This window comes from Kitasatospora sp. P5_F3 (assembly GCF_054049135.1).
In genome coordinates this window covers 1-4,378 of the sequence record NZ_JBFUMY010000161.1, presented here as the reverse complement: position 1 = coordinate 4,378, position 4,378 = coordinate 1, and the positions used below count along the sequence as shown (strand labels likewise).

The 4,378-nt window shown below is 69.6% G+C and carries 3 protein-coding genes and 1 pseudogene; all 4 read left to right on the top strand.

Annotated features, from left to right (window positions below; all coding sequences use genetic code 11):
- Positions 1–291: adenosylhomocysteinase (locus tag ACXJMZ_RS36840; protein WP_457034354.1), on the top strand; the 291-nt coding region annotated here is incomplete at its 5' end.
- A gap of 39 nt (positions 292–330) precedes the next feature.
- Positions 331–1,539, top strand: coding sequence for a methionine adenosyltransferase (gene metK / locus ACXJMZ_RS36835; protein WP_457034353.1), 1,209 nt, complete (start codon positions 331–333; stop codon positions 1,537–1,539).
- Positions 1,540–1,583: 44 nt separating this feature from the next.
- Entirely contained in the window at positions 1,584–2,567 is a 984-nt protein-coding gene (locus ACXJMZ_RS36830; protein ID WP_457034352.1) for a carbohydrate kinase family protein, read from the top strand.
- Positions 2,564–4,378 (top strand): annotated as a pseudogene (locus tag ACXJMZ_RS36825) (homocysteine S-methyltransferase family protein); the annotation flags it as partial. The gene ACXJMZ_RS36830 and the pseudogene ACXJMZ_RS36825, both read left to right, overlap by 4 nt.

Genomic DNA, 4,378 nt, shown 5'->3' with positions numbered 1-4,378 from the left:
ATCCTGCTGTCCGAGGGCCGGCTGCTGAACCTGGGCAACGCGACGGGTCACCCGTCGTTCGTGATGTCGAACTCCTTCGCGAACCAGACGATCGCGCAGATCGAGCTGTTCACCAAGACCGAGGAGTACCCGGTCGGCGTGTACGTGCTCCCGAAGCACCTGGACGAGAAGGTCGCCCGCCTCCACCTGGACGCCCTGGGCGTCAAGCTCACCGTCCTGAGCGAGGAGCAGGCCACCTACATCGGCGTCCCGGTCGAGGGCCCGTACAAGCCCGAGCAGTACCGCTACTGACGGTCCGTCACCTTCCTTTTCGAGCCTTGGAGCTGAGCCATGTCCCGCCGCCTGTTCACCTCGGAGTCCGTCACCGAGGGACACCCCGACAAGATCGCTGACCAGATCAGCGACACCATCCTGGACGCGCTTCTCGCGGCCGAYCCGAAGTCCCGGGTCGCYGTGGAGACGCTGATCACCACCGGCCTCGTGCACATCGCCGGTGAGGTCACCACCAAGGCCTATGCGCCGATCGCRCAGCTGGTCCGGGAGAAGATCCTGGAGATCGGCTACGACTCGTCGAAGAAGGGCTTCGACGGTGCCTCCTGTGGTGTGTCGGTGTCCATCGGTGCGCAGTCGCCCGACATCGCACAGGGTGTCGACACCTCGCACGAGGCGCGGGTCGAGGGTGACGAGGACGACCTCGACAAGCAGGGCGCGGGCGACCAGGGCCTGATGTTCGGCTACGCCAGYGACGAGACGCCTGAGCTGATGCCGCTGCCGATCACGTTGGCGCACCGGCTCGCCCAGCGGCTGTCCGCGGTGCGCAAGAACGGGCAGATCCCGTACCTGCGTCCGGACGGCAAGACTCAGGTCACCATCGAGTACGACGGTGACAAGGCCGTCCGCCTGGACACCGTGGTGGTGTCCTCGCAGCACGCGAGCGACATCGACCTGGAGTCGCTGCTCACCCCGGACATCCGCGAGTTCGTGGTGGAGCCGGAGCTGAAGCGGCTGGCGGACGACGGCATCAAGCTGGTGACCGAGGGCTACCGGCTGCTGGTGAACCCGACCGGCCGGTTCGAGATCGGYGGCCCGATGGGTGACGCGGGCCTGACCGGCCGCAAGATCATCATCGACACGTACGGCGGGATGGCCCGGCACGGTGGCGGCGCGTTCTCCGGCAAGGACCCGTCSAAGGTGGACCGTTCGGCGGCGTACGCGATGCGCTGGGTGGCGAAGAACATCGTCGCCGCCGGTCTGGCCTCGCGGGCCGAGGTGCAGGTCGCGTACGCGATCGGCAAGGCCGAGCCGGTGGGCCTGTTCGTGGAGACCTTCGGCACCGAGACCGTCCCGGTCCTGAAGATCCAGGCCGCCGTCTCCGAGGTCTTCGACCTGCGTCCGGCCGCGATCATCCGCGACCTGGACCTGCTGCGACCGATCTACGCGAAGACCGCGGCGTACGGCCACTTCGGCCGGGACGACGCCGACTTCACCTGGGAGCGCACCGACCGCTCCCAGAAGCTGCGCGACGCCGTCGGCGTCTGACCCCGTCCCCCGTCCACCCCGCCACTCGTAAGGAGAAAACCACCGTGCGCATCGCAGTCACGGGTTCGATCGCTACCGACCACCTGATGCAGTTCCCCGGCCGGTTCACCGACCAGTTGCTCGCCGACCGTCTCGACACGGTGTCACTCTCCTTCCTGGTCGACCAGTTGGAGGTGCGGCGGGGCGGGGTGGCCGCCAACATCGCCTTCGGGCTCGGCGGCCTCGGCCTCCGGCCGGTGCTGGCCGGCGCGGTCGGCAACGACTTCGCCGAGTACCGGCACTGGCTGGAGGAGCACGGCGTGGACACCGAGTCGGTGCACGTCTCCGAGACCCGGCAGACCGCCCGGTTCATGTGCACCACCGACCTGGACCAGAACCAGATCGCCTCGTTCTACGCCGGTGCGATGGCCGAGGCCGACCGCATCGAACTGGCCCGGATCGCCGACCGGACCGGCGGCCTCGACCTGGTCGTGGTCTCCCCCAACTCCCCCGAGGCGATGCTGAGTCACACCGAGGAGGCGGTCTCGCTGGCCGTCCCGTTCGCCGCCGATCCCTCGCAGCAGCTCGCCAGGCTGTCCGGCGAACAGGTCCGGCGGCTGGTGGACGGCGCCCGCTACCTGTTCACCAACGAGTACGAGGCCGCGCTGCTGGTCGAGCGCACCGGCTGGACAGCGGAGACGGTGCTCGCCCGGGTCGGCGTCTGGATCACCACCCTCGGCTCGCGCGGCGTACGGATCGAGCAGACCGGCGCCGACCCGATCGAGGTGGCCGCCGTACCCGCCGAGCGCTCCGCCGACCCGACCGGAGTCGGCGACGCCTTCCGGGCCGGCTTCCTGGCCGCCGTCAGCTGGGGCCTCCCGCTGCAGCCGGCCGCGCAGCTCGGCTGCGCACTCGCCACCGTCGTCCTGGAGACCGTCGGCACCCAGGACTACCGGGTGCTCCCCGGCCAGTTGGCCGACCGCCTCCGGGCCACCTACGGCGAGCAGGCCGTCGCCCTGCTCGCCCCGCACCTGGCGGCAGCCGTATGACCGCCGGTCAGCACCAGGTTCGTGCGGATGCGTTGCGTGAAGCTCTCGCAAGCCGCGTCGTGGTGGCTGATGGTGCGATGGGCACCATGTTGCAGGCGCAGGATCCTTCGATGGAGGACTTCGAGCAGCTCGAGGGCTGCAACGAGGTGCTGAATCTGACCCGCCCGGACATTGTGCGTGCGGTGCATGACGCGTATTTCGCGGTGGGTGTGGACTGTGTGGAGACGAACACCTTCGGTGCGAACCACGCGGCGCTGGCGGAGTACGACATCCCGGAGCGGGTGTTCGAGCTGTCCGAGGCCGGTGCCCGGGTGGCGCGTGAGGCTGCCGATGCGTTCACCGCGCAGGACGGGCGGACCCGTTGGGTGCTCGGCTCGATCGGCCCCGGCACCAAACTGCCGACGCTGGGCCACGCCCCGTACGAGTTGCTGCGGGACGGGTTCCAGAAGAACGCCGCCGGTCTGATTGCGGGTGGTGCGGATGCGTTGCTGGTGGAGACGAGCCAGGACCTGCTGCAGACGAAGGCCGCGATCCTGGGTTCGAAGCGGGCGTTGGCGGCGGCGGGGCTGGATCTGCCGGTGCTGGTGCAGGTGACGGTGGAGACCACCGGCACCATGCTGCTGGGCTCSGAGATCGGCGCTGCGCTCACCGCGCTGGAGCCCCTCGGTGTCGACTACATCGGGCTGAACTGCGCSACSGGYCCCGCCGAGATGAGCGAGCACCTGCGCTACCTGGCGAAGAACGCCAGGATCGGCCTGTCGTGCATGCCGAACGCGGGTCTGCCGGTGCTGGGCAAGGACGGTGCGCACTATCCGCTGAGCCCGGCCGARCTGGCGGAGGCGCATGACACGTTCACCCGCGAGTACGGCCTGTCGYTGGTGGGTGGCTGCTGCGGCACCACCCCGGAGCATCTGCGGGCGGTGGTGGAGCGGGGGCCGCCCGGTCGCCGYSCGYGACCCGCGCCCSGAGCCGTCGGCTGCKTCGCTGTACCAGCCGGTGTCGTTCCGTCAGGACACCTCCTACCTGGCGATCGGCGAGCGCACCAACGCCAACGGGTCGAAGAAGTTCCGCGACTCGATGCTCGCCGGTGACTGGCAGGCGTGTGTGGAGATCGCCCGCGAGCAGATCCGCGACGGCTCCCACCTGCTGGACCTGTGCGTCGACTACGTCGGCCGTGACGGCGTCGCGGACATGAAGGAGATCGCCGGCCGCCTCGCCACCGCCTCCACCCTGCCGATCGTGCTGGACTCCACCGAACCGGACGTCCTGCGCGCCGGCCTTGAGGCCCTGGGCGGCCGCGCGGTGCTGAACTCGGTGAACTACGAGGACGGTGACGGCCCGGACACCCGCTTCGGCCGGATCGCCTCGCTGGCCCGCGAGCATGGGGCGGGTCTGATCGCACTCACCATCGACGAGGAGGGCCAGGCCCGTACCGCGGAGGCGAAGGTGGCGATCGCGGAGCGCCTGATCACCCAGCTCACCGGCGAGTACGGCGTGGATGAGGGCTCGATCCTGGTGGACTGCCTCGCCTTCACCCTCGGCACAGGCCAGGAGGAGTCGCGCCGCGACGGCATCGAGACGATCGAGGCGATCCGCGAACTGAAGCGCCGCCACCCCGACGTGCAGACCACCCTGGGCCTGTCCAACATCTCCTTCGGGCTCAGCCCCGCCGCCCGACAGGTCATCAACTCGGTGTTCCTGCACGAGTGCGTCGAAGCCGGCCTGGACTCGGCGATCGTGCACGCCTCCAAGATCCTGCCCATCGCCCGCATCCCCGACGAGCAGCGCACGGTCGCCCTCGACCTGGTCTA